This window comes from Jiangella aurantiaca (genome assembly GCF_004349105.1).
GTDB classification, from domain to species: Bacteria; Actinomycetota; Actinomycetes; order Jiangellales; family Jiangellaceae; genus Jiangella; species Jiangella aurantiaca.
On record NZ_SMLB01000050.1, the window covers coordinates 1 to 21958 of the forward strand.

At 68.8% G+C, this 21958-nt stretch carries 26 protein-coding genes, 2 tRNA genes and 2 pseudogenes; 14 read left to right on the forward strand and 16 right to left on the reverse strand.

The genetic code is table 11. The annotated features are described in order from the left end of the window. The 3 genes and pseudogenes from E1262_RS24765 to E1262_RS24775 form a co-directional block, all read right to left on the reverse strand. Nucleotides 1-367, reverse strand: a pseudogene (locus tag E1262_RS24765) (hypothetical protein); the annotation flags it as partial. Nucleotides 368-404: 37 nt separating this feature from the next. Continuing rightward, nucleotides 405-1034, reverse strand: a complete 630-nt coding sequence (locus E1262_RS24770) for an MBL fold metallo-hydrolase (RefSeq protein ID WP_132106673.1) — start codon at nucleotides 1032-1034, stop codon at nucleotides 405-407. 10 nt (nucleotides 1035-1044) lie between these two features. Next, nucleotides 1045-1671, reverse strand: coding sequence for a cob(I)yrinic acid a,c-diamide adenosyltransferase (locus E1262_RS24775; RefSeq protein WP_132106675.1), 627 nt, complete (start codon nucleotides 1669-1671; stop codon nucleotides 1045-1047). A gap of 39 nt (nucleotides 1672-1710) precedes the next feature. On the opposite strand from E1262_RS24775, the gene E1262_RS24780 reads away from it, so the two are divergent. Further along, a complete protein-coding gene (locus E1262_RS24780) occupies nucleotides 1711-2454 on the forward strand; it encodes an ABC transporter permease (protein ID WP_132106677.1) in 744 nt (247 codons plus the stop codon). On the opposite strand, the gene E1262_RS24785 is transcribed toward E1262_RS24780, so the two are convergent. Next, nucleotides 2411-2665: a putative antibiotic biosynthesis monooxygenase gene (locus tag E1262_RS24785; protein ID WP_132106679.1), complete on the reverse strand. Its 255-nt coding sequence runs from the start codon at nucleotides 2663-2665 to the stop codon at nucleotides 2411-2413. The genes E1262_RS24780 and E1262_RS24785 overlap by 44 nt on opposite strands. A 66-nt stretch (nucleotides 2666-2731) precedes the next feature. Between E1262_RS24785 and E1262_RS24790 the strand changes: the two genes are divergently transcribed. The 5 genes from E1262_RS24790 (at nucleotide 2732) to E1262_RS24810 (ending at nucleotide 7141) form a co-directional block, all read left to right on the forward strand. Next, nucleotides 2732-3349: a TetR/AcrR family transcriptional regulator gene (locus tag E1262_RS24790; RefSeq protein WP_132106681.1), complete on the forward strand. Its 618-nt coding sequence runs from the start codon at nucleotides 2732-2734 to the stop codon at nucleotides 3347-3349. A 199-nt stretch (nucleotides 3350-3548) separates the two neighbouring features. Continuing rightward, nucleotides 3549-4478, forward strand: coding sequence for a LysR family transcriptional regulator (locus E1262_RS24795; protein WP_132106683.1), 930 nt, complete (start codon nucleotides 3549-3551; stop codon nucleotides 4476-4478). Nucleotides 4479-4573: 95 nt separating this feature from the next. Further along, a complete protein-coding gene (locus E1262_RS24800) occupies nucleotides 4574-5314 on the forward strand; it encodes an SDR family oxidoreductase (protein ID WP_132106685.1) in 741 nt (246 codons plus the stop codon). 31 nt (nucleotides 5315-5345) lie between these two features. Next, complete coding sequence (locus E1262_RS24805) at nucleotides 5346-6236, forward strand: SDR family oxidoreductase (RefSeq protein WP_132106687.1); 891 nt, start codon at nucleotides 5346-5348, stop codon at nucleotides 6234-6236. Beyond that, nucleotides 6233-7141, forward strand: a complete 909-nt coding sequence (locus E1262_RS24810; RefSeq protein ID WP_132106689.1) for an amidohydrolase family protein — start codon at nucleotides 6233-6235, stop codon at nucleotides 7139-7141. Before E1262_RS24805 ends, E1262_RS24810 begins: the two co-directional genes overlap by 4 nt. Here the strand turns inward: E1262_RS24810 and E1262_RS24815 are convergent. After that, nucleotides 7136-7486 carry a metallopeptidase family protein gene (locus E1262_RS24815; RefSeq protein ID WP_132106691.1) on the reverse strand — a complete coding sequence of 117 codons (351 nt, stop codon included), beginning with the start codon at nucleotides 7484-7486 and terminating at the stop codon, nucleotides 7136-7138. The two genes, E1262_RS24810 and E1262_RS24815, sit on opposite strands and share 6 nt — an antisense overlap. A 67-nt stretch (nucleotides 7487-7553) precedes the next feature. Between E1262_RS24815 and E1262_RS24820 the strand changes: the two genes are divergently transcribed. From E1262_RS24820 to E1262_RS24830, 3 genes are all read left to right on the forward strand, one after another. Continuing rightward, entirely contained in the window at nucleotides 7554-9083 is a 1530-nt protein-coding gene (locus E1262_RS24820; protein WP_132106693.1) for a metallophosphoesterase family protein, read from the forward strand. A gap of 65 nt (nucleotides 9084-9148) precedes the next feature. Further along, nucleotides 9149-9221 (forward strand) — tRNA-Glu (locus E1262_RS24825). 45 nt (nucleotides 9222-9266) lie between these two features. Then, a tRNA-Asp gene (locus tag E1262_RS24830) sits at nucleotides 9267-9344 on the forward strand. A gap of 14 nt (nucleotides 9345-9358) precedes the next feature. Here E1262_RS24830 and E1262_RS24835 read toward each other — a convergent pair. Genes E1262_RS24835 through E1262_RS24850 form a run of 4 tightly spaced genes read right to left on the reverse strand, consistent with a single transcriptional unit; the run spans nucleotide 9359 to nucleotide 12784 of the window. Continuing rightward, nucleotides 9359-10618 carry a tyrosine-type recombinase/integrase gene (locus E1262_RS24835; protein ID WP_132106695.1) on the reverse strand — a complete coding sequence of 420 codons (1260 nt, stop codon included), beginning with the start codon at nucleotides 10616-10618 and terminating at the stop codon, nucleotides 9359-9361. Continuing rightward, entirely contained in the window at nucleotides 10618-10896 is a 279-nt protein-coding gene (locus E1262_RS24840; protein WP_132106697.1) for a helix-turn-helix domain-containing protein, read from the reverse strand. The genes E1262_RS24835 and E1262_RS24840 overlap by 1 nt, the downstream gene beginning before the upstream one ends. After that, complete coding sequence (locus E1262_RS24845; RefSeq protein WP_132106699.1) at nucleotides 10881-12455, reverse strand: replication initiator; 1575 nt, start codon at nucleotides 12453-12455, stop codon at nucleotides 10881-10883. The genes E1262_RS24840 and E1262_RS24845 overlap by 16 nt, the downstream gene beginning before the upstream one ends. Next, nucleotides 12455-12784 (reverse strand): hypothetical protein, encoded by a 330-nt coding sequence (locus E1262_RS24850; protein ID WP_132106701.1) that lies wholly within the window; start codon nucleotides 12782-12784, stop codon nucleotides 12455-12457. Before E1262_RS24850 ends, E1262_RS24845 begins: the two co-directional genes overlap by 1 nt. Before the next feature lie 163 nt (nucleotides 12785-12947). Between E1262_RS24850 and E1262_RS24855 the strand changes: the two genes are divergently transcribed. The 5 genes from E1262_RS24855 to E1262_RS24875 all read left to right on the forward strand — a co-directional run bounded on the left by E1262_RS24855 (nucleotide 12948) and on the right by E1262_RS24875 (nucleotide 17684). Next, nucleotides 12948-13712: a GntR family transcriptional regulator gene (locus tag E1262_RS24855; protein ID WP_132106703.1), complete on the forward strand. Its 765-nt coding sequence runs from the start codon at nucleotides 12948-12950 to the stop codon at nucleotides 13710-13712. A gap of 374 nt (nucleotides 13713-14086) precedes the next feature. Next, entirely contained in the window at nucleotides 14087-14596 is a 510-nt protein-coding gene (locus E1262_RS24860) for a TIR domain-containing protein (protein WP_132106705.1), read from the forward strand. Nucleotides 14597-14661: 65 nt separating this feature from the next. Continuing rightward, a complete protein-coding gene (locus tag E1262_RS24865; protein ID WP_132106707.1) occupies nucleotides 14662-15519 on the forward strand; it encodes a macro domain-containing protein in 858 nt (285 codons plus the stop codon). Next, complete coding sequence (locus E1262_RS32210; RefSeq protein WP_132106709.1) at nucleotides 15516-15947, forward strand: HIT family protein; 432 nt, start codon at nucleotides 15516-15518, stop codon at nucleotides 15945-15947. The genes E1262_RS24865 and E1262_RS32210 overlap by 4 nt, the downstream gene beginning before the upstream one ends. A gap of 648 nt (nucleotides 15948-16595) precedes the next feature. Then, nucleotides 16596-17684: an MrcB family domain-containing protein gene (locus E1262_RS24875; protein ID WP_132106711.1), complete on the forward strand. Its 1089-nt coding sequence runs from the start codon at nucleotides 16596-16598 to the stop codon at nucleotides 17682-17684. A 38-nt stretch (nucleotides 17685-17722) separates the two neighbouring features. Here the strand turns inward: E1262_RS24875 and E1262_RS24880 are convergent, their stop codons facing one another. From E1262_RS24880 to E1262_RS24905, 7 genes and pseudogenes are all read right to left on the reverse strand, one after another. Next, on the reverse strand, nucleotides 17723-18100 hold the full coding sequence (locus tag E1262_RS24880; RefSeq protein ID WP_203454390.1) for a PIN domain-containing protein: 378 nt from the start codon (nucleotides 18098-18100) through the stop codon (nucleotides 17723-17725). Further along, nucleotides 18100-18354: a type II toxin-antitoxin system Phd/YefM family antitoxin gene (locus E1262_RS30535; RefSeq protein WP_162606064.1), complete on the reverse strand. Its 255-nt coding sequence runs from the start codon at nucleotides 18352-18354 to the stop codon at nucleotides 18100-18102. Before E1262_RS30535 ends, E1262_RS24880 begins: the two co-directional genes overlap by 1 nt. Before the next feature lie 161 nt (nucleotides 18355-18515). After that, a complete protein-coding gene (locus tag E1262_RS24890; RefSeq protein WP_132106717.1) occupies nucleotides 18516-18809 on the reverse strand; it encodes a hypothetical protein in 294 nt (97 codons plus the stop codon). After that, entirely contained in the window at nucleotides 18806-19330 is a 525-nt protein-coding gene (locus E1262_RS24895; protein WP_132106718.1) for a hypothetical protein, read from the reverse strand. The genes E1262_RS24890 and E1262_RS24895 overlap by 4 nt, the downstream gene beginning before the upstream one ends. Before the next feature lie 305 nt (nucleotides 19331-19635). Further along, a pseudogene (locus E1262_RS32285) lies at nucleotides 19636-19874 on the reverse strand (hypothetical protein); the annotation flags it as partial. Between the two features lie 172 nt (nucleotides 19875-20046). Further along, nucleotides 20047-20979, reverse strand: a complete 933-nt coding sequence (locus E1262_RS24900) for a phosphotriesterase family protein (RefSeq protein ID WP_132106720.1) — start codon at nucleotides 20977-20979, stop codon at nucleotides 20047-20049. A gap of 1 nt (nucleotide 20980) precedes the next feature. Continuing rightward, nucleotides 20981-21955: a shikimate dehydrogenase family protein gene (locus E1262_RS24905; RefSeq protein WP_203454394.1), complete on the reverse strand. Its 975-nt coding sequence runs from the start codon at nucleotides 21953-21955 to the stop codon at nucleotides 20981-20983. Nucleotides 21956-21958: the final 3 nt, after the last annotated feature.

Genomic DNA, 21958 nt, shown 5'->3' on the forward strand with positions numbered 1-21958 from the left:
GGTGGGCGACGCCGGCGACGGCGGTCGAGACCTCGGCGACCCGCTCGCCGACGGCGAAGACCCGGGCGGCCTCGGCGCCGTTGCGGTGCACCCAGCTCCGCAGCAGGTAGAGCGACCACAGCGTGCCGGGCAGGGTGTCGGAGCCGGACCCGCGCCACAGCTCGGCCATCTCGTCGAGGCCGACGCGGTCGGCGAGATCCAGCAGCCGTGGCGCGGTGCCGGGCTCGGACCGGGCCGCCTGCAGAACGGCGGCGGCGGTGGCATGCGCGGCGGCGGTGCGGTCGGCGGGATCGGGGTCGCCGAGCAGATCGGGCATGTCGGGGCGCAGGTGGGGTCGCCGGTGGCGCTCGGATCTGCCTTCGGTCACGTCTCCATTGTCCCTTGTGTGTGCCGATGTCGTCGGATCAGGCCTCGAACGTGCCGCCGGCGGCCACGACGCGCAGCTCCGTCTCCTCGGGCGCGAGCCGCTCGAACAGGCCGAAGAACGGGTCGGGCACGGCCAGCAGCGCCTCGTGAATCGGGATCGCCACGTGCGGCGTGAGCGCCCGCAGGTAGTCGACCGACTCGCCCGCCTTCAACCACGGCGCGGCGGTGGGCAGCCCGAGGATCTCGACGTCGACGTCGGGAATCGTGTACGAGTCACCCGGGTGCAGGAACCGGCCGCCGACCAGGTAGGCGACGTTGGGGATGACCGGCACGTCGGGATGGATCACCGCGTGGTGGCCGCCGAACACGTCGATGGTGGTGCCGACGTTCAGCCGCTCGCCCGGCTGCACGCCCGTCGCGGCGATGCCCGACTCGGCCAGGATCGCCGCGCTGCCGGCGTCGGCGTACAGCTGGGCCTGCGGGTTGGCCTCCAGCAGCGCCGGCAGCCGACCGGCGTCGAGGTGGTCGGCGTGCTGGTGGGTGACCAGCACCGCCGTCAGCCCGGTCAGCGACTCGAAGCCGTGCGAGAAGCCGCCGGGATCGATGAGGACGCGGCCGTCACCGTCCTCGACGAGGACGCAGGAGTGCTCGAACTTCGTCAGCCTCATGATCTCGAGGCTAGCGCCGCCGGGGCGGTTCCGCGCGGCCGCCGCCGGGCTGCCAGAGGACGTCGCCGCCGGCCCGGTTGGCGTACCGCGCCAGGATGAACAGCAGGTCCGAGAGCCGGTTGAGATAGGTGGCGGTGAGCGGGTTGACGCCGCCGTCGTCGCCGGTGCCGTACACCTCGACGGCCCGCCAGGCCGACCGCTCGGCCCGTCGCACGGTGGTGGTGGCGACGTGCAGCTGCGCAGCCGTGACGGTGCCGCCTGGCAGGATGAACGACGTCAGCTTGGGCACCTCGGCGTTGTAGCGATCACAGTCGGCCTCGAGTTCCTCGATCCACGCGGGCTGGACGCGCAGCGGTTCGTGCTCGTACGACGGCTTCAGCGGCAGGCACAGGTCGGCGCCGACGTCGAAGAGGTCGTTCTGGACCCGCTGGAGGACGGCGAGCACGTCCGGGCCGAGACCGCCGCCTCCGGTGCCGGACCGTTCCAGCGCGACGGCGACCCCGATGACGGCGTTGGCCTCGTTGGCGTCGGCGTAGGCGACGAGTCGCGGGTCGGTCTTCCGGGTGCGGCTGAAGTCGCCCAGCCCGGTGGTGCCGTCGTCGCCGGTGCGGGTGTAGATCTTCGTCAGCCTCACCATGTCACCACACTACGGCCGCGGAATGGGATGCTCAGCGGCATGTCGTCGACGCTGCTGCCGGTCGGACCGGCCCTGGGCGTGGCGATGGCGGTCCTCGTCGTGGTCGCCGTCGCCGTCAGCGCCGTGGCGCGGCTCGGGCACGACCGCGGGGTCGTCACGGCGGCGGTGCGCGCGGTGGTCCAGCTCGCCGTCGTCGCGCTGGTGCTCGCCGCCGTCGTCGAGGTCGAGCCGCTGACGGCCGCGTTCCTGCTGGTGATGCTGGTGACGGGGACAGTGACTGCCGGGCGCCGGATGACCCGGGACCGATCGTGGGCGTGGGCCGCGGTGCCGGTTGCGGCCGGCCCGCTGCTGGTCGTGACGGCGTTGCTGGCCACCGGTGTGCTGCCCGCCGACCCGCTGGCCGTCATCGCCGTCGCCGGGATCCTGATCGGCGGGGCGATGACGGCGGCCGCGCTGGCCGGGCGGCGGGCGCTGGACGAGTTGGCGACCCGGCGTGGCGAAGTCGAGGCCGCGCTGTCGGTCGGGCTGCTGCCGCGCGATGCCGCGCTGGAGATCGCCCGGCCGCAGGCGGCGACCGCGCTGATCCCCGCCCTCGACCAGACCCGCACCGTCGGCCTGGTGGTGCTGCCGGGCGCGTTCGTCGGCATGCTCATCGGCGGCGCCGATCCGATCCAGGCCGGCGCGGTTCAGCTGTTCGTGCTGGTGGCACTGCTGGCGGTCGAGACGGCCGCCGTCGCGCTCACGACCGAGCTGGTCGCACGCGGCGTGATCGTGCGGCGCTGAGCCGGACGTTGGCCCGGGTGAGCGCCGGGACGACGAGGTAGACGGCAACGGGGACGACCAGCAGCGTCAGCACCAGTGTGCTCACGGGAATCGGCAGGTCGCCGATGAGCGGGCGGAGCAGCAACTGTCCCAGGGTCACGAGCGGGTAGATGGCCAGCCAGATGATCAGAGCGCGGCGGTGGGCGGACGGCGGACGATTTTCCAACTGCATGGTTGGAGTTTGCGTCTTCTCCTCCGAAAAAGCAACTGAACGGTTGGAGATTGCTACGGTGCTCTCATGCCGTGGGACACCGAGGCGACCCGCCGCCGCCTGCTCGACGCCGCCGTCGAGGAGTTCGCGGAGTACGGCCCGGCCGGTGCGCGCGTCGACCGCGTCGCCCGGTCGGCCGGCGTCAACAAGGAGCGCATCTACCAGTACTTCGGCGACAAGGACGGGCTGTTCCGCGCCGTCCTCGAGCGGGAGCTGCAGCGCCTCGCCGCCGCCGTCCCACTCACGCTGGAGCAGGCCGGCGACCTCGGCGACTACGCGGGCCGGCTGTTCGACCACCACACCGACCACCCGCACTTCCTCCGGCTGCTGCACTGGGAGGGGCTGGCCAGCGGCGGCGAGGCGGTCGCCGAGGCGAAGCGGGCGGCACTGCAGCACGACAAGGTCGCGGCGATCGCCGACGCCCAGCGCAGCGGGCTGGTGACCGGCGCGATCGGCGCCGGGCAGTTGCTCTACGGCGTGATGGCACTGGTCGACTGGTGGTTCGTCGCGCCGCACGTGGTCCGGATGACCGTCGGCGCCGAGGGCATGGACCGCGCGGCGCAGCGGGCCGCCGTCGTCGAGCTCGCCCGCCGGATGACCGCGCCTGACCGGGACGAACCGCCCACCGGCGCGACGTCAAGGTGATCCTTCCCACGCCGTAACGCTGGGAACAACCACGGACATCAGGTAGTTTCAGGTACTGGCGACAGCCCTTCGGGGCTCTCGCTGGGCGGCGGGCCGTGGTAACCCCGGGTCCCACTTATAGCCGCTACGAGCGGCCGTTGCGCCGAGAGGCGTTCCCGGCCCGGCGCCCGAACCATTCTTCCTACGCCAGACTGGCTCCGTGGAGCTGAGGCAGCTGGAGTACTTCGTCGCCGTCGCGCACGAGAAGAGCTTCACGCTGGCCGCGAAACGGCTGCATGTCGTCCAGAGCGCGGTCTCGGCGGCCATCGCGGCGCTGGAGAAGGACCTGAAGGTCACGCTGTTCGAGCGCAGCGCGCAGCGAGTGGTGCTGACGGAGGCCGGCGCGGCGCTGCTGCCCGAGGCGCTCGCGGTGCAGGACGCCGTCCAGGGCGCACGCGACGTCGTCGACGAGCTCGGCAGCGGACTGCGCGGCCGGGTCCGGGTGGCCATGCTCGGCGGGCTGGCGCTGGTCGATCTGCCAGCCGTCGCGGGCGTGTTCCGGACCCGCTACCCGGGCGTCGAGCTGCAGCTGCGGGTCGAGGCCACCGGTTCGTCTGGCAACCTGGCGGCGCTGCTGGCCGGCGACTGCGACGTCGCGTTCCTGGCCCTCGCCGGGCCGGCGCACCGCGACCTCGCCAGCTGGGAGCTGGTCCGCGTGCCGAACGTGCTGGCGGTCCCCGTCGGGCACCGGCTGGCCCGGCGGCGCCGGGTCACCCTGGCCGACCTCGCCGACGAGAGCTTCGTCGACTTCCCACTCGGCTTCACCAACCGGGCGATCGTCGATCAGGTGTTCGAGGCCGCGGGCATCTCCCGCCGCATCGCCGTCGAGGTGGCCGGGGTCGACGACGCGGCGGCGTTCGTCCGCCACGAAGTCGGGGTGGCGGTCCTGCCGGAGTACGCGGCCCGGCTGGCCGCCGACGTGCGCATCCTGCGGGTCGAGGGGCAGACGTTCGAGTGGGCCGTCCACCTGGCCATGCTGCGCAAGCGGCGGCCGTCGGCGGCCGTGCGGGCGCTGCTAGGGCTGGTGATGCAGCACGTCCGGCTGCTCGACGGGACGGTCGCCGGGCGGGACTTGCATCGCCAGAACTGATTCTGGCATCGAAGAGATTCGTTTGTATTGATGCTCGGCCCGGGCCAAGGATCGAGGTGTCAGCACGACAGCTCAGATCCGGAAGGAACCCGGCCATGACCGACCAGAACACTCCCCGCGTTGCGATCGTCAGCGGCGGCTCCCGTGGCATCGGCCGCGAGACCGCCGCCCGTCTGGGCCGCGAGGGCTACGCCGTCGTCGTCACCTACGGCAGCGCCAAGGAGGAGGGCGAGCAGGCCGCGGCCGACGTCGTCGCGGCCGGCGGGCAGGCCATCGCCGTCCAGGTCGACGTCGCCGACGAGCACTCCGTCGCCGCGGTCTTCGACGAGGCCGAGCGGGTGTTCGGCGGCGTGGACGTCGTCGTGAACTCCGCCGGAATCATGCGGCTCGCACCGGTGGCCGACCTCGATCTCGCCGAGCTCGACGCGCACCTGCGCACCAACGTCCGCGGCGCCTTCGCCGTCGACCAGCAGGCCGCCCGGCGGGTGCGCTCCGGCGGCGCGATCATCAACGTGTCCAGCTCGCTCACCCGGTTCTCGCGGCCCGGCTACGCCGCCTACGCGGCCAGCAAGGGCGCCGTCGAGGCGATCACCCTGATCCTGGCCCGCGAGCTGCGCGGCCGCGACATCACCGTCAACGCCGTCGCCCCCGGGCCGACCGCCACCGCGCTGTTCCTCGAGGGCAAGCCGCAGGAGCTGCTCGACCGGATGGCCGCCGAGCCGCCGCTGGAGCGCATCGGCCGGCCGGAGGACATCGCCGAGATCATCGCGTTCCTCGCCGGCCCGGCCCGCTGGATCAACGGCCAGACGCTGTACGCCAACGGCGGCGCGATCTGACTCGGTCCCACCCACCGCAAGGAGACCCACCATGAGCACGATCCTCATCAGCGGCGCGTCCAGCGGGTTCGGCGCCCTCACCGCCCGTGCCCTGGCCGACGCCGGCCACACCGTTTACGCCGGCATGCGCGACCTCGCCGGCCGCAACGCGCCTGCCGCGGCCGAGGCCAAGGCGCACGCCGCCGAGCACGGCGTCGACCTGCGCGCCGTCGAGCTGGACGTCGCCTCGGACGAATCCGCCCGGCAGGCCGTCGCCACCGTCGTCGGCGAGCAGAACCGGCTGGACGTCCTGATCCACAACGCCGGCCACATGGTCACCGGCCCGGCCGAGGCGTTCACGCCCGAGCAGCTCGCCGAGCTCTACGACACCAACGTCGTCGGCACCCAGCGGCTCAACCGCGCGGCCCTGCCGGTGCTTCGCGGGCAGAACGACGGGCTGGTGGTCTGGGTCGGCAGCTCCAGCACCCGGGGCGGCACCCCGCCGTACCTGGCGCCGTACTTCGCGGCGAAGGCCGGCATGGACGCGCTCGCCCAGAGCTACGCGCTGGAGCTGTCGCGGTTCGGCATCGAAACCACCATCGTCGTGCCAGGCGCGTTCACGCACGGCACCAACCACTTCGCGCACAGCGGCTCGCCCGCCGACGCAGCCGTCGTCGCCGAGTACGAGCAGAAGTACCCGCGGCTGATGGAGCAGGTCGCGCAGAGGCTCTCCGAGCTGGAGCCCGGGTGGGCCGACGTGGCGGACGTCGCCAGGGCGATCGTCGACGTCGTCGGCACCGAGAAGGGCCGCCGCCCGTTCCGCGTGCACATCGACCCGTCCGACGACGGCTCGGTCGTGGTCAACGCCGTCGCCGACCGCGTCCGCGCCGAGCTGCTGCGCCGCATCGGCCTCGACGACCTGCTGCACCCGAGCGTCGCATGACGTTGGTCGACGTGCACGCGCACTTCCTCACCGAGGAGTACGTGGCCGCGGCCGTCCGAGCCGGGCACCTCGCACCCGACGGGATGCCCGGCTGGCCGCGGTGGTCCGCCGGTGAGCACCTGGCCCTGATGGATCGGCGCGGGATCGCCCGCGCCGTCCTGTCGGTGTCGTCGCCCGGAGTCCACTTCGGCGACGACGTCCGGGCGCGGGTGCTCGCGCGGCAGGTCAACGAGGCCGCGGCGGCGTTCGTCGCCGGCCGGCCGGACCGGTTCGGTTTCCTCGCCAGCCTGCCGCTGCCCGACCTCGACGGCTCCATCGCCGAGGCCGGGCACACGTTCGACCAGCTCGGCGCGGACGGCATCGTCCTCCTGACGAACGCCGCCGGTCGGTACCCGGGCGATCCGCGGCTGGAACCGCTGTGGCGGTTGCTCGACGAACGGCAGGCGGTGGTGCTGCTCCACCCGACCTCGCCGCCGAACTGGCGCGACGTCGCGCTGGACCGGCCCCGGCCGCTCATGGAGTTCGTGTTCGAGGGCGTGCGCGCGGTCGGCGACCTGGTGCTCTCCGGCGTGCTGGCGCGGTACCCGCGGATCCGGTTCGTGGTCGGGGACGCCGGGTCGGTGCTGCCGCTGCTGGCGTCGCGGCTGGAGCTCCTCGCCGACGACGGGGTGCGGCTCTCGACGCACCTGGAGCGGCTGTGGGTCGACCTCGGCACGTCGGGCGTCTGGCCGTCGGGGTCCGAGCGGGTGGTCTACGGCAGCGGCTTCTGCTTCACCCCGGCCGACGGGGTCGCGCGGCAGCTGCGGCGACTGGACCGGACCAACCCCGGCTGGCGTGCGACGACGACGGCGAACACGGCGAAACTGTTCGGCGGCGTGCCGGCACGGAGCCGAACCGGCTCATGACCAGCCGAGTTGGTGCAGCCGTTCGTCGTCGATGCCGAAGTGGTGTGCCACCTCGTGCACGACGGTGATCAGCACCTCCTCGACGGCGTCGTCGGGCGTGTCGCAGATGCGCAGAATCGGCAGCCGGAACAGCCGGATGGTGTCGGGCAGCACGCCGGTGTACCACTCGCCGCGCTCGGTCAGCGGCGTGCCCTCGTACAGTCCCAGCACGTCGGGAGCGTCCTCTGGGGGCTCGTCCTCGATGAGGATCACCACGTTGTCCATCATCTCGGCCAGCTCCGGCGGGATCTCGTCGATCGCCTCCGACACAAGCCGCTCGAACTCCGCCTCGGTCAGCTCCAGCACGGCACCAGTCTCGCCTGCCGGACCGGCGCCCGACGATTCCGGGGGCGGAATGTGTTACCAACGAACCGTGGACGTGGCGACGGAGACCAGCCCGCCGGGTGACCGGCTGCGGCGGCGGGCGTGGCGTGACTACTCCCGCCCGGCGACCTGGCCGTGGTGGCTACACCGGACGTTCACGCTGCTCAGCCCGGTTGTACTGGCACTGGCCGGCGCCTGGATCGCGCTCGCCGTCGCCGGCACCACACAGGCCTATGTGGGCCCCCTGGCCATCGACGTCGCGTTCCGGCCGACGCTGAGCGGCGAGTCGGTGATCCACCTCGACCCCGTCGGCGCCGTGGTCCTCGACACCCATTCCGGCCCGGTGACACTGGACATCTCGGTGCGCCAGGTCGATCTCGACGGCCTCAGCGGCTACGTCGACAACCCGTACTCGCTGTCCGGATTGGACGACGAGATCACCGCCGGCATCCAAGACGTGCTCGTCGACGCGGCGATCCGGGCCGCCCTGACGGCGGTCATCGGGGGCACGCTGGCGGCGGCGCTGGTGCTGCGGTCGGTCCGGCGGACGGCGCTGGCGGCCGGGGTGGCGACCGCCGCAGTGCTCGGCAGCTACGGGCTGACGGCGCTGACGTTCGACTCCGAGGCCGTCCGCGAGCCCGCCTACACCGGCCCGCTGGCGGCCGCGCCGCAGCTGATCGGCAACGCCGAGGACATCGCGACGAACTTCGACGCCTACGCCGACCAGCTGGCCGGGTTCGTCGCCAACGTCGCCGCCGTCTACGACACCACGCTCAACCTGCAGACGTTCCAGCCGAACGACGACACCATCCGGGTGCTGCACGTGTCGGACCTGCATCTCAACCCGGCCGCGTGGGACATCATCGACGCCGTCGCCGAGCAGTACGCCGTCGACGTCATCGTCGACAGCGGCGACATCGTCGACCAGGGCACGCCGCTCGAGAGCTCCTACGTGCGCCCGATCGCCGACCTCGGGCGGCCCTACGTCTTCGTCAAGGGCAACCACGACTCCGTCGCGACCGCCGCCGCCGTCGCCGCCGCGCCGAACGCCGTCGTGCTCGACGGCGAGCCTGCCGAGGTGGCCGGGCTGAGGTTCCTCGGAGCGCCGGATCCCCGGTTCACGCCGGACAAGTCCGTCCGCGGCGTCCCCGACGAGGTGATACGCGAGGGCACCGAGGAGTTCGCCGACGCCGCCGAGGACCTCGAGCCGCCGCCGGACGTCATCGTCTACCACGACCCCAGTCACGCCGAGCTGTTCGACGGCATCGCCCCGCTGGTGCTCTCCGGGCACGCGCACAAGCGCGACACGTACGTCCTCGACGAGGGCACCCGGGTCATGGTGCAGGGCTCCACCGGCGGTGCCGGGTTGCGCGGACTACGTGACGAAGATCCCACTCCGGTCAATCTGTCGGTGCTCTACTTCGATCCGGAGACGAAAGCGCTGGTGGCCTGGGACGATCTCACGCTCGGCGGCCTCGGCCAGACCAGCGCCGAGATCGACCGCCACCAGGCCGGCGAGGACGACGGCGCCGCTCAGGGGCCAGAAGACCCCTCGCCAGCTCCCGATTTGGAGAACTGAGCGCGTCACCCTATGCTTTCAACGTCCCGAACGGCGACGAGCCATGGGCCATGTCGTCAGATCTGGTCCCCATCGTCTAGCGGCCTAGGACTCCGCCCTTTCAAGGCGGCAACGCGGGTTCGAATCCCGTTGGGGATGCGGTGTTCTGCTCCGGCAGGAACATCGGGCACGGCAGTACAGCAAGGTCCTGTGGAGCAGCTCGGAGTGCTCGCCGCCCTGTCAAGGCGGAGGTCGCGGGTTCAAGTCCCGTCAGGACCGCCAGCAATACCAGCAGCTCAGAGGTCATCCTCTGGGCTGTTTTCATGTCCGGGGCCGGTCTCGTCGGCGGGCCGAGGCAGCGAAAAGGCATCGAACAGTCCCCTCACTCTGGTGCGTGCGCTTCCCGAGTCGTGCGTGTAGAGGTTGAGCGTCGTCGTCGCCTGTTCGTGCCCCATGACGCGCTGCACGTCGTTGACGGGCACGCCGTCGGAGACCAGCCAGGTCGCGTACGAGTGGCGCAGGTCGTGGAACCGCAGCCCGCCGGAGGCCCGGCGAGACACCTCTTTGACGGCGGCGGCCTCGGTCTCGAAGGTCTCCGTCAGCTCTCGCCCGGCGTCGTCCTGCCACGTGCCCCGGTACACCTGCTCGCCCTCCTGGACCACCTTGCCCAGCAGTCCGGCCCGGACGAGCGCAGGACGCCACACACGGACGCGGAACAGCGTGCGTCGCACCGGTCCCCCGGCCTGGTTCGTGAACACCTCCCCCGCGTCGCCCTGGCCGTAGCGGCGACGGTGGTCGCGTAGTGCGGTCACGACGAACGGCGGCAGCGGGACGACGCGGCGGCCGGCGCGCGACTTCGGGAACGGTTTGGTCGTGACGGCCCCGGCAACCTCGACGGCGACTCGCACGACGTGGACCTCCTCGGCGTCCAGGTCGACGGCGTCCCAGCGGAGGCCGGCGCACTCGCCCCACCGCAGCCCGGTTCCGCCCGCCAGCGCCACCAGGGCGCGATGACGCTCGGGAACGGCGGGCAGGAGCTGGCTCACGAACGCCTCACGGCTGATCGTGCGCTCGTCAGTGTCCGAACGACGGATCGCCGGGAGCTGGACGCCCTCGCACGGGTTGAAGGCCAGCAGCCGGTCACGGACGGCGAGCCGCATGATGCCCGCGAGCACGTGGAAGCACTTCCGCACGGTGGCCGGGGAGCGGGTGGCGTTCAGCTCCGAGACCCAGCGCTGGACCGACGAGTGGTCAATCTTGTCCAGCGGCACCGACCCCCAGCGCGGCAGCACGTGCGTCCGGAGGACGGAATCCGTGCGCACGGTGGTCGTCGTGGCGCTCGCCCGCCCAGCGACCCACGTCGCCGCGTAGTCGCTCAGACGGACCCGCCCGGCGCGAGGATCGACGTAGAGCCCGTGGTTCTTGGCCGACTCGACCTCGGCGAGGAAGCGGGATGCCTCACGCTTGGTCGGGAACGACTTGGAGCGCTGGGCCCCGGACGGATCACGCCACGAGGCGCGGAAGGTCCCGGCGGTCGTCTTGCGTACGAAGCCCATCAGAACAGTCCGTCCTGGCCGGGGAGCAGCGGGCCGGGCTCCGGATCGGGCTCGAGGGTGACGTTCTCCAGCCAGTCGTGGAACGCCTGTTTGGGGATGACCCAGCGGCCGCCGAGCTTGCGTGCGGGGATGTCGCCGGAGCGCACGAGGGCGTAGGTGCCGCCGAGGGCGAGGTTCAGCAGCTCGGCGACCTCGGCGACGGAGTAGACGAGGGCGTCGACGCGGGGCTGTTGTCCTGGCGGCCGGTGGGCGTCGAGGCGGATCACGTTGTCGGGCATGGCGGGGTTCCTTCCGGGGAGGACGGGTCGGTTGCCGAAACATCACTGGACGGCGGTCCGGTGGCCTGTTTGGCGGCGTCGTACTGCTCGCGCCAGCGGCGGCGTTGTGCGATCGACTTGGCGACGGCCCACACGTAGGAGGGCGCGTCGGGGTCGCCGGGTCGGACCGGGGTCCAGATGTAGCGGGCCTTGCCGTCGGGTGCGGTGGCGGTTGCCGAGAGCTGGTCGTGGTCGTCCATCTCGATGCCGGCTTCGGCGAGGACGGCCCGGACGACGGCGGCCCGGTCGGCGCGGTGCTCGGTCAGCGTCTTGCCGGTCCACTTGCGCGAGACGAGGACGCGGCGGCCTCCGAGCCCCAGGTGGTCGCGGTCGTGGGCCTTGGATGTGCAGCGGCCGGGTTCCATGCCTGGCTTGGCATTCTTCGGCTGAGTGCCGTAGCGCAGCCAGTTCGCGCATGTCGGCGAGCACGGGAGCCAGCGGACTTCCTCGGCGAGGCGGTCGATGTGGGCGCGGCGAGCGGCCGAGATGCGGTTCGGGTCGTCGATGTCGAGTGGTTCGGCGATGGACTTGGTCAGGTACTTCGTCAGGTAGCCGACGCGGCGGTCAGCGGCCGGTGTCCCGGCGAGGATGCCTTGCAGGTCGACCTGGACACCGAAGCGCAGCACGTGCACCGGCTCTGGTTCTTCGCCGAGGTCGAGGCCGTCGCCGTTGTCGACGTAGTCCATCGCCTCGTCCCAGGTCGGCAGCATCCAGCCGCCGTCATCGACGTAGCCGCCCTGTTCCTCGTCCCACGCCGGCCAGCCGTCGCGGTAGTGGTGGACGTGGTTGATGCCGGGCCACCAGACCTGGTGGTACGTGGCCGCGACGACCTGCTTGATGAGCTTGCGCGGGATCGCTCCACGGATGGCGGCGTGCAGGTGCGGCGCGAGGCGTTGTTGCGGTTCGACGGCGGCGAAGTACTGCACGTTGTAGCCGGTGGCGCGGCGAAGGTTCTGCCAGAACCGGTCGACGAGCTTCGGGAAGTGCATCGCGTCCAGCGCTGCACGCCGGTAGTCGTAGCGGTCCGGGTCGACCGGGACGCCCTCGTCGGTCACGCGCCCGTAGGACGGCATCGTGAGCGTGAGGAACATCGACGGCCGGTAGGTCTTGCCGTCCGGGGCATCGAAGGTCCGCCCGACGGTGTGGCCCGAGACCGGCAGCCGAGGTAGGTCAGGCACGTCCTCACGTCGTCTGGTGGACCGGACGCGCCGTTCTGTCGCGTCGTCCTCGTCGTCGACTGTGGGAGTCTCGTCGTCGCCCTCTGTGGCGTCGGGGCCGGCGAGCTCGGGTTCGGTGTCGAGGTGCCAGCCCTCGCGGCACTGCTGCATCCGCAACCGGCGAGCCCGCTCCGCGCAGGACGGGCAGACCGCCTCACGGGTCGCGCCACACGCGATCGTCACCGTGCGCACGTCGCCGGTTGTCGTGTCGGTCACCCTCGACAGGACCGGACGCACGCAAGCGCCGACGAGCACAGCAGCACCGCGGACCAGCTCGCCGGACAGGGCCGGGCCGAGCACCATCACAGCCTTCCTGCCGGTCGCGGCGTGACCATGAACTCCGGCTCGTCGTCCTCCAGCCGGTACACGGGCAGCGGCCGGCGCAGCTCGGCGGGATCGACGGCCGGTGTGGCTTCCATCAGGCCGTGCACGCAGTGGCAGGCGTCCAGCGGACCGATCACGCCGAAGCCGTCGCAGTCGATGCACACGATCCACACCGACCTCTCGTGCAGACCGATGCAGCGTGGCGACGTGCACCACCGGTATCCGCACCAGATGCACACCTGGGCGAAGTTCAGCCGCAGCGGGCGGAGCGTCGCCGCCGTGGCTGAGGCAAGTGCCTGGGTCGTCATCGTGACCTCCGGGGATAGGAGATGACTCCATTCGACACGCAACACGTTATAACAAGTAGCACGACTGGACAACACGGAATCCGACACGCCAGGCTGACCGCCTCAGTTACGCAAGCGACCGCCCAGGTGGAAGACTTGTTCTGTCGAGTAGAGGGGAGGGCCTGTGGCGGACTTCAGGGGTCGCCCTGCCTACCTGCAGATCGCTGACGACATCCGCAGCCAGATCCTCGACGGCACGTTGCAGGCCGAGGACCGGTTGCCCAGCGAAGCCGACCTCATGGCCGACTACGGCGTCTCGCGCATCGTCGTGCGCAACGCCGTCGAAGTCCTCCGCTCCGAAGGACTCGTGGTCAAGCAGCAGGGGCGCGGCAGCTTCGTCCGCGCACAGCGACCACAACGCACCCGCGTCGTCGGCGACCTCTACAGCGAGCGCCCCGAAGGATCGCCGTTCGCGGCGTCAGCCCGAGCGTCCGGCCAGGTCCCGGAGTGGGAGTACCAGACCCGCCGCACCACCGCATCCAAGACGATCGCCGACCGGCTCGGCATCGCGGCCGGCGACCCGGTGATGCGCACCAGCTATCGGTTCTTCGCCGACGGCGAGCCCGCGATGCTCTCAACCTCGTTCGAACCCCTGGCCATCACCGAAGGCACACCCGTCGAACAACCCGAAGGCGGCCCCGTCACCGGCGTCGTGCCCCGGATGGACGCCATCGGCATCCACATCACCCACGTCGTCGAGGACGTCACCGGGCGGTCAGCGCGACCCTATGAGGCCGAGACACTGAAGGTCCCGGTCGGCGTGCCCATCCTCGCGATCGAACGCACCTACTACGCGAAGAGCCGGCCCGTCGAGACCGCCGACATCGTCGTCTCCTCCGACCGCTACGTCCTCTCCTACCGCCTCCCCGTGCCACCGCGGGCGGACTAGCCGGCACCTGCGTCTGTTGACCCTGCGAGAGGCTACGTCACCTGATGTCTGGCCCCGCCGCCTCGGATACCCGGACTCGCCCGCATGCCGATGATCGAGCGGTCGCAAGAAGCTGGCGGCGGCTTGTGCGATGTAGAACAGCACCTCACAACGTTGCGTTGCGCCGCCCAGCACGTCACGCCTAGTAAGGCTCGTCGATCCGCTCACCTTACGTGTAACCTGGTCCACCTATCTATCAGCCGCCTCACCTAGTGACACTGCTGTCTTGGTCCACTAGAGCACGCACCGAAACTGCGGGCAAGTAGTACCTCAAATGATCCTGTCTCGCTGAGTTCCCTAATGCGTCGATTCCAAACAAGTTACAAGGGGGCGACATGGCCTATCGAAACAAACTGTACATCGCCTTCGACGGCGACAACGACATGCGCTGGTACCGCCTATTGACGGCATGGGAAGCCAATAAGAACATCGATTTCGACTTCCACAATGCTCATGACTTGCATCCGGCCCGAGACACGAGCCTGCCGGATTCCATTAAGGCGCAACTGCGCAAGCGGATGCAAAGCTCGAAGACGTTTCTGCTTTTGGTCGGGGAGCGGACCAAGTACATCCGCGGCTACATTCCATGGGAGATCGAGTACGCGCGCCACCTGGACCTGCCGATCGTCGTCACCAATCTAAACGACAAACGACGGTACGATTCCGATCTGTGTCCCAGTTCGATCCCGAGCGGTAAAGGCGCAGTGCACGTTTCCTATGAGGCACAAATCCTAAAGCACGCACTCGATAATTGGCCGATCTACTACGCCTCGAATCGGCAGAAGGTGCTTGACGGCGTGTGGCATTACGACGATGAGATCTACAAGAGCGTGGGCCTGGGATAAGCAGGCGGCGGCTCAAAGCCCTATTCTCCAGCCGGCTCGGAGCTCATACGATGAGGCTATAGCTTGTGACTCTCACGCGCGACCTTAGGAACAAGCGCTTCTGGCGGGGCCTTACTACGCACGGCCTCGCCGCTCTCGGTGCCCTATCCGCGACACTTGGGCTGTATGACCTCTTCTCGCCCGATTCCCTGGGAAGGCTCGACCTGCCCGAGATCATGCTAGTTCCCGCAGTCGCGCTCGCCTACGCCGCGTGGAAGTCATGGCCCTACCCAGTGGAGCAGCACTACGCGACGCCAGACACCAAGATCCGTTTAGTGACCGGCGATCTGTTCGAACAGGGCACTAACCTCGTCATCGGCATGGCGGATACCTTTGACATCGAAACGCCGCACATCATTGCGACCGGAAGCGTGCAGGGCCAGTTCCTCGACCGTGTCTACCACCACGACGTGGCAGCCTTGCGCTCAGATCTAGAGGCTGCACTCATCGATAAGGTGCCGATTGAGACGGGTGTGGCGAAGCCCGGGAACACGGACCGCTACCCCCTGGGTACCGTCGCTACTATCTGCCACCAGCGCACTCACTATTTCTGTGTTGCCTATACGCGTATGGACGAGAACAACAATGTGTCGTCATCCATCGCAATATTGTGGGAAGCGCTAGAAAGACTTTGGGACGAGGTCCGGGCTCGCTCCAACGGCGAGCCGGTCTCCGCGCCTGTGATCGGACTTGGACAGTCGGGCATGTCGACCGTCCTTCCCATCCAAGACGCCATTCGATTCCTCATCCTCTCATTCATGTTCGCTTCACGCCGCCAAAGAGTATGCGGGGAACTATTCATCGTAATTCGCCCACAGGACGAGAGGCGGATTGACATGCTTGAGATCCAAGAGTTCCTCCGGTCCTTGAGGTTGTCTTCGTGAGCCATCTCGTTGTTCCAGATGTATACCCCTGTCCCTTCTGTGACTACCTTAGCGGTGCTCGACCGTATACGATCCTCCACCGAGAAGCGGACGCAGCAATCCTCGTTACGCGTGAGCAGCGTGGAGCTTCCCACCTTCTGGTCGTTACTGAACGCCACGCCCCAACAATCCTCGAACTTCGCACCGCAGAGTCGCATGCGGTGATTGAACTAGTGCGCATGGCTGCCAGATTGATAGACCAGGCAGAACAGCGGCCGGGGATTAGCGTTTGGCAGAACAATGGCGCGGCCGCTCACCAGACGATACCTCACGTGCACTTTCATATCGCTGGCACACTCCCAGAAGGCGGTACCGATTGGGAGGAGGTTCACGAACTCAGCATCGAAGAGACCGATGCCATGGCCGAGCGCCTGCGTGCGTACTTCTAGGCTGTAGAGGGCTAGGTAACGAGTTGTCCGCTACGCCGTCAAGATCAGTCGAAACGCGACCCGACTCCCGCGCAGCGCCGTACATTGCTGGATTGAGCTATTGAGGATCAAGGCGGCGCGCTCCGCGCGCCGCGTGGCCGCTCGCCCGCTCGCGTCCGGGCATGCGGCCTGGCGGCCGGTCCCTCCCGCTCGGCGGCGGCGGCCACACGCACGGGGACGACCCCTTGGCTAGACAACCGGAACAGTCACCGACAGCCGTCCCCCTCTACGCGGCCAGTCTCCGGCCTCCACTCCGCGCCTCAAGGGCGCTTCTCGTCACTATGTGACCGGCTTTCGCCGACCCTTGACCCGCTCCCAAGCGAACACATCATCGAGATCCAACGACCTGGTGACCCGGCGTATGACGCTCACCCTCACCTGCCGTCGAAGTAGCCGACAATATGACGAGCAGGCAAGGAGGCACGGTCCGCCATACCGCCCGGCCAGAGACGAGGTCGTGCCCCGCATGACCCCAGGCGGTTCGACGACATTATCCCCGGGTTAAGCGTTGGGCGTCCGCTGGTCGAAAATGCCCCGGCCCCCTGCGCCCTGCCTCTCCGAGCGCGTGCCCGCGAGTTCGGTGTCAGGCGCTCCGACTAGGGTCGGCACATGCAAGCCGAGCTCGAAGAGACACTCCTCCTCCAGGAGGAATGGACAGCCGACAACACAGAGGCGATGCAGCGTCGCGGTGTCCTCGTTCGGCAGATGATCCCTCAGTGGCTTCGACAACAGCTCAATGAACCGACCTCCACAGCCGTTATGAGTGACCTCGCCGTGGAGGGACGTGATGGCACCGGCAGAAAGACTGAGATCCCCTGGACTCGTGTCTACTCAGCGCGCCGATCACCCTCCGCAACCCAGGGCTGGTACATCGTCTATCTGTTCAGCGCGTTCGGAGATCGGGTCTACATCTCCTTGAACCAGGGGACGACAAGGTGGGAAGGCGGCGAGTTCCGCCCGCGCGCTGGCGAGGAGCTTGCCGCCCGCGTCTTATGGGCGCGGAATGTCCTCGGCATCACCTGGGCCAATGAACTGGCCTTGGATATTTCACTGGAGGCTCGGCGGTCCAACCTGGGTCATCAGTACGAGCTCGGCAACGTGGTGGCTATTGAGTATCCGCTCAACAGCATCCCGGACGATGCCGCCCTGGCCTCTGACCTGCGGCGCATGATCGACTGGCTCGGGCGGATCTACGAGGCTGAGGAGACCTCACTGACGATTCCGGGTGAACCGGCGGCCGAGATCGCGGACGCCCTCGTCGCGATACGTCAGGCCGCAGGCTCGGCTCGCAAGACCGGGCAGGGTTTCCGCCTGAACACCGCTGAGAAGCTCGCGATTGAGAAGCATGCCGTTCAGGTTGTCACGAAGCACTACGAGGATCTCGGTTACAGCGTCGATGATGTCGGAACCAAGCAGCCGTTCGATCTCGATGTGAAGCGAGGAGACATCCATCTAAGTGTGGAGGTCAAGGGCACCACATCCGTCGGTGCCGAGGTCATCCTGACCAGCGGCGAAGTGAATCACCACCGCGAGCGGTTCCCGAACAACTCCCTGGCCATCGTCCACTCGATCGAGCTCAACAGGTCTGATGAGGCCCCCATGGCCACCGGGGGCGAGCTGCACATCGTCAGCCCGTGGGAGGTCGAGGACTCCGACCTCATCCCACTGGCCTTCAAGTACCAGACAGGGCTGACCTGAGACTGTGCACGAGCGATATGACGACCGCGCTTAGGTTCTTACACAGCGTGAAGACGGATGGGCTTGTTGAGTGCGTCCGCCAGGTGAGAGAGGTCGCCGGGGTCGCTGGTCACGACCAGGTCGCCGCGTGACAGGGCGGAGATGACGACCGTGGCGTCGACAACGTCGCTCGTCCTCGCAGTGGCACACGCAGCGCCGGCTTCGCGGGCGAGTTGTTCGCTCATCGGCTCGATCTTGCAGCCACGCAGCAGGCGTGAGAGCTGGTGTTGAGGGCCGCCGCGCCATGCCTGCGCCAGGACGGCGGCGGGCACGACGGGGCGGATCTCGTGGCGCAGAGCGTCACGGTGCAACGCCCAGATATCGACTCGATTGGCTTCCGCCGCGACCAGCGCGCCGGTGTCGTAAGTGATGCCCATCAGTCGGTGATGACGCCCTCGCGGACCAGCACGTCGTGCGCCTTGCGCGCTTCATCGGCCGGGATCGGTCCGTGCTCGGCCTCGAACTCCTCAACGGCCAGCAGGCCATCGAGGACGGCCGCGCGCTCCGCCGGCATGATTGCAGCCAGGCGGACTCCGTGGTCGGTCAGGTAGATGACCTCCCCGGTGGACGTGGCTCGGCTGATCACCTCGCTGAGGTGATCCTTCGCGTCCTGCACCGGCATCTCGGACATAGTCCCAGCGTACGGCAGAAGCTCAGCAGACACAGCAGTCCTCACTCTCGATCGAGACGACGCAACGCTTGGGAACGATCGCTCGTCGTTGCAGCTTGTTGTACGGAACGGCTGATCCCGTCGCACCATCAGCGGATGCGACGAGACCAGCCGACACATCGTTATAGGTCGTCGCGGCCAGCTCGTCGGTGGATTCGTTCGACGGCCTCGCGGATCGCCTCGTGGAGCAGTTCCGCCTCACGGGTCCCGAGGCGGACCACAGTGCTGCGGCCGTGACGCGGCACGGTCGTCAGCTCGACCCCAGTCGTCGAGCTATGCGGGCGGACGACGTTGACGCCGAGCATCCAGCGTCCGGAGTCGGCCGGGATCGACTCCAGATAGTGCCGGTGGATGGTGTGGGCGCCGGCCTCGTCGCACCACTTCACCGGGCAGTCCACCCGGTCTGCGGCGATCACAGGGCGTCCTCAGTCTCGGCGCGCTGGACCTTGCGCAGATCACGGACAACGGACTCCAGCTCGCCCAGCGTCACCCCCGCTTCCGACAGCACGCCGGCAATGCGGTCGACCACCTGGCGGTGTGCTTGGCGGGTGAGCTCGTAGCCGTCCTGCGGGTAGAGCACCCCCGGCTTCATCAGCTCCAGACCGCCGACACGCTCGACCATGCGATTGAGCTGTTCGACGATCTCGGCATCGGTCGCACCGGGTAGGTACCGCTCCCGGACATTGGCAAGCAGCTTCGGCGTCCACATCGCCTGTTGTGCGATATCGGCGATGCGCACCAGATCGGCGGCGAGCCGTCGCGCCTCCTTCGGCAGCAGGTCGAACTGCGCGTACATCTCCGTCTCGAACGGCTTGATCTCCACATCGATGTGGGCATCGCCGTGCAGGATGTGCGCGACCATCTCGCCGACCCCCTCTTCGACGAAGGGTGCGCGGGCGATGATCTCTCGGGTATCGGGTTCGGGTAGCTTGACCACGGGTCTCTCCCTGGTAGGTCAGGTTGGGATCAAGTCCCCGGTCCGGTGTTAGCGCACCGGCCGGGGGCGACTACTCATGAGGACGCGCAGGCATCAGGTGGGCCGCGTGGCCGTGCAGCGACGAGGCAGCGATGAGGCATCAGAACCCGCACCGCCGACGACCAGCGGCCGATATCAACCGCCATACTGACCTGCGCAGATGCACCACCAACGGCAACGGACGACAGCGGACGGCGAGCCCGATCCGCACTGTCAAGGCGGAGGTCGCGGGTTCAAGTCCCGTCAGGACCGCCAAGAACAGCAGGTCAGGCGATCTCTGCGTGATCTTGTGGGTTGTCGGCGGTGCGGTTGGTCCGCACATAGTCCGCAGCTCGGACTATGTCGTCCAGTCGGTCCGTCACGGCCCCCAAGGCGTTGTCGAACAAGTCGGCATAGGCGTCGAGCGTCATCGATGCTTTGGCGTGGTGAGCATATGCGTTCGACCGCCCTTCACATTTGCCCCAGCCGACACGGCGAGCGACGCAGCGGTGTGGCGCAACTCGTGGCGCGCGGAAGTCCTGCGAACCCGGTCCCAGAACCATCACGCTGTAGGCGAGGAGTCGGCTCTCGCCGGTGACGTGGAGCAGGCTTGCCCATGTCTGTGCGCCTCCTGCCGTCACACCACGGCTGCTCGGTGAGCCAGCGGATCGTGTCCTCGTGCCGGCCGCGGCAGCACGCTAGAAGGCGAGGAAGCGGGCGGGGTTCGAGACGAGGATCGCGTGGACGAGCTCGTCCCCGCCCGCCCGCGCGACCCGGGGAACGAACACGGAGGGGAGATAGGCCATCCCGGGGAGCCCGCCGTAGGCATGGAAGGACGAGCGGCGCGCCACGTCGCCGCCCAGTAACAGGCGTTCCGCTCCGCCTCGCTCGGCGACGGAGACGAGGCAGTCGACGAGCATGCTGTCCGGCCAGTACTTCGTCCGCCCGGCGCCGTCGTAGCCGAGGTATACCCCTGCAGTAGCCAGCTCGGCGTGCAAAACCGGGTCCGGGTTGCGGTCGGCGTGCGCGAGAGCCACGTCGGCCGGGGAGACCCCGGCTCCGGCGAGCAGCTCGACCACGTTCGTGGCCGCCGTGCCGAGCTCGAGGTGACACACGATCGGCGCTCCGGTGGCCCGATTCGCTTCGGCGGCGGCGAGCAACACCCGGCGTTCGAAGCCGCTGATCGACCAGTAGCCGGTCCCGACCTTGATCACACCAGCGCGGACGTCCGTCGGCGGTCCGTGAAGTCCGATGCTGTCGGCGTCCGAGCATCCTTCCACGATGTCGAGGACGAAGCGCTCCGCGAGGTCGTCCGGCTGGACCGTACGTAGCCAGTGGTCCGGCCCATAGTGGGCCTCGCGATGCACGCCCGTCGCCAGCACGATGTGAACGCCGGTCCGCTCGGCGATCGTCGCGATACCGAGCGGGTCCCGGCCACATCCCAGCGGCGTCAGCTCGACAACGGCGTCGATGCCGGCGTCGCGCAGTTCCGCGGTCTCGGCTGCCGACCGGTCGACGTCGTCGAGCTCGTCACCGGCCAGCAGCGGTGAGCGCATGAGCAGGTGCTCGTGGTAGTCGGTACGACCGAGCTCGTCGGGTTGGATGTCGCCCCTCACAGTGCGGATGAGCACGTCACGAGCGCATCGCAGTGGCTACGGCGGAGAGCCGTTCGATCGCCGAGTCATCGAGGTTGAGGTCGAAGGCCTCGTCGATAACGGCGCTCCACCCGTGCACGAAATAGCGCCAGCCGTCCTCGATCGTGAGCTGTCGGACCGTTTCCTGCGCCCGGGCCTGATGCAGGAAGTCGAGCTCGCCCCGATAGTTGAGCTCCCACACGAGGCCGCGCTCGGGAAAGCAGCCCTCGGCGGTGATGGGGGAGCCGGGACGGTCCTTGCCCAAACCCGTCGCGTTGATCACGAGGGACCCGGGCGGGAGCTCGCCCATCAGCGTGTCGTTGACTCGAGGATCGGCGTTGGCGACGTAGACGAACTCGGGACGCGGGACAGGCTGCTCCTGACGCTGGTGGACAGCCCGGCACTCGTGAAGCCGTTCGACCCCACGGTTGACCATTGTGATGCGCCGCGGGCGGTCGGCGGCGTCCGGCCGGGTCGCGAGGTAGAGCGAGATCGCTAGGCCGGACCCTCCCGCGCCGATGCACAGCACCTCCGCCTCGCCGGCGAAGCGGCCGGCCGGGACGAATGCCGCCAAGGACCGGCCCGCCGTGATGGGGTCCTTCGCGTGGCCGCGAAGCAGACCGTTCCGCTTGGAGATACACGACACCTCGCCGGTTAGGTTCGCCAGCGGATCGAGCTCGTCGAACAGATCGGCCGCCGCCTGGAGAAGCCGGACCTTGTGCGTGGTGACCAGCGCGCCGTGATGTCGCGAGTCGCCCGCGATATCGCGCACCACCTCGCGGTACCGCTCGGGTGGAGTATCGAGTTTCAGGTCGACAGGATCGAGGCGGACGTCACCCAGCCCCAGCTCCGCGGCCCAGGCCGGGAACACCTGGTTGATGGACGACTGGGTCGCGGTCACGCCGATGAAGCCGAATCGCGATCCGCGGGCGATCCTCCCCACTCCGACCTCCTCACCGCCGATGGCCGGCACCAG

Excerpts from the sequence above, each read along its gene's own strand:
- E1262_RS24800 (WP_132106685.1), top strand. The coding sequence starts at position 4,574 with ATGACCGACCAGAACACTCCCCGCGTTGCGATCGTCAGCGGCGGCTCC.
- E1262_RS24805 (WP_132106687.1), top strand. The coding sequence starts at position 5,346 with ATGAGCACGATCCTCATCAGCGGCGCGTCCAGCGGGTTCGGCGCCCTC.
- E1262_RS24780 (WP_132106677.1), top strand. The coding sequence starts at position 1,711 with ATGTCGTCGACGCTGCTGCCGGTCGGACCGGCCCTGGGCGTGGCGATG.
- E1262_RS24875 (WP_132106711.1), top strand. The coding sequence starts at position 16,596 with ATGCAAGCCGAGCTCGAAGAGACACTCCTCCTCCAGGAGGAATGGACA.
- E1262_RS24775 (WP_132106675.1), bottom strand. The coding sequence starts at position 1,671 with ATGGTGAGGCTGACGAAGATCTACACCCGCACCGGCGACGACGGCACC.
- E1262_RS24770 (WP_132106673.1), bottom strand. The coding sequence starts at position 1,034 with ATGAGGCTGACGAAGTTCGAGCACTCCTGCGTCCTCGTCGAGGACGGT.
- E1262_RS24880 (WP_203454390.1), bottom strand. The coding sequence starts at position 18,100 with ATGGGCATCACTTACGACACCGGCGCGCTGGTCGCGGCGGAAGCCAAT.
- E1262_RS24845 (WP_132106699.1), bottom strand. The coding sequence starts at position 12,455 with ATGGTGCTCGGCCCGGCCCTGTCCGGCGAGCTGGTCCGCGGTGCTGCT.
- E1262_RS24790 (WP_132106681.1), top strand. The coding sequence starts at position 2,732 with ATGCCGTGGGACACCGAGGCGACCCGCCGCCGCCTGCTCGACGCCGCC.
- E1262_RS30535 (WP_162606064.1), bottom strand. The coding sequence starts at position 18,354 with ATGTCCGAGATGCCGGTGCAGGACGCGAAGGATCACCTCAGCGAGGTG.
- E1262_RS24835 (WP_132106695.1), bottom strand. The coding sequence starts at position 10,618 with ATGGGCTTCGTACGCAAGACGACCGCCGGGACCTTCCGCGCCTCGTGG.
- E1262_RS24810 (WP_132106689.1), top strand. The coding sequence starts at position 6,233 with ATGACGTTGGTCGACGTGCACGCGCACTTCCTCACCGAGGAGTACGTG.
- E1262_RS24840 (WP_132106697.1), bottom strand. The coding sequence starts at position 10,896 with ATGCCCGACAACGTGATCCGCCTCGACGCCCACCGGCCGCCAGGACAA.
- E1262_RS24850 (WP_132106701.1), bottom strand. The coding sequence starts at position 12,784 with ATGACGACCCAGGCACTTGCCTCAGCCACGGCGGCGACGCTCCGCCCG.
- E1262_RS24785 (WP_132106679.1), bottom strand. The coding sequence starts at position 2,665 with ATGCAGTTGGAAAATCGTCCGCCGTCCGCCCACCGCCGCGCTCTGATC.
- E1262_RS24860 (WP_132106705.1), top strand. The coding sequence starts at position 14,087 with ATGGCCTATCGAAACAAACTGTACATCGCCTTCGACGGCGACAACGAC.